General features: G+C 68.3%; 1 protein-coding gene. It reads right to left on the bottom strand.

The window, feature by feature from the left end:
* Window positions 1-5 precede the first annotated feature (5 nt).
* The gene (locus AX709_RS01950; RefSeq protein ID WP_066546249.1) at window positions 6-413 is read right to left on the bottom strand and encodes a phage major tail protein, TP901-1 family; all 408 of its coding nucleotides are present in this window, start codon (window positions 411-413) and stop codon (window positions 6-8) included.
* Between the last annotated feature and the right edge of the window lie 105 nt (window positions 414-518).

The following is a 518-nucleotide window of genomic DNA, read 5'->3' as shown; positions in this document are numbered from 1 at the left end:
CCCCCTCACCCGCTCACCACCGGCCCGGAACTCTCCAGGCTCAACGTGTAATTACGCTCGCCGTTGAAATCCCCGGCATAATCCAGCCGCGTGACCAGGAACCGCCCGGTCATCGTCTCACCGCTCTCAAAGCTCAGCCGGTAATCGTCGATCGTCCCCGCCAGCGCATTGGCCTTCACCCGCGCCTCCGCCGCCGACCCGGTGAACACGCCCGCGCCCGACACGCTCACCGACCGCACGCCCGCGCCCGACAGCAATTCGCGCCAGCCACCCGACCCCTTGCTGGTGATGACCACCGCCTCGCCGTTCACGGACAATTGCGTCGTCCGCAGCCCCGCGACCGTCGCGAACGCGACCGGCGATCCGCCATCGCCCACCTTCAGCAAAAACGCGCTTCCCCGCTCCACCGCCATGCCCATTCTCCTCTAAAGATCCTCCCCGAGCCCGCTCGGGGAGGGGGACCATTCGCCAAAGGCGAATGGTGGAGGGGCCTCGCCGCCCGCCCCAAAAGACCCCCC

It is taken from the genome of Sphingomonas sp. CCH15-F11, assembly GCF_001557005.1.
GTDB lineage: Bacteria > Pseudomonadota > Alphaproteobacteria > Sphingomonadales > Sphingomonadaceae > Sphingomonas.
The sequence above is the reverse complement of the archived record's forward strand: the minus strand, read 5'-3'. Positions and strand labels throughout refer to the sequence as shown.

What these genes read in the sequence shown, in the direction of transcription:
- AX709_RS01950 (WP_066546249.1), bottom strand. Translation starts at nt 413, where the DNA reads ATGGCGGTGGAGCGGGGAAGCGCGTTTTTGCTGAAGGTGGGCGATGGC.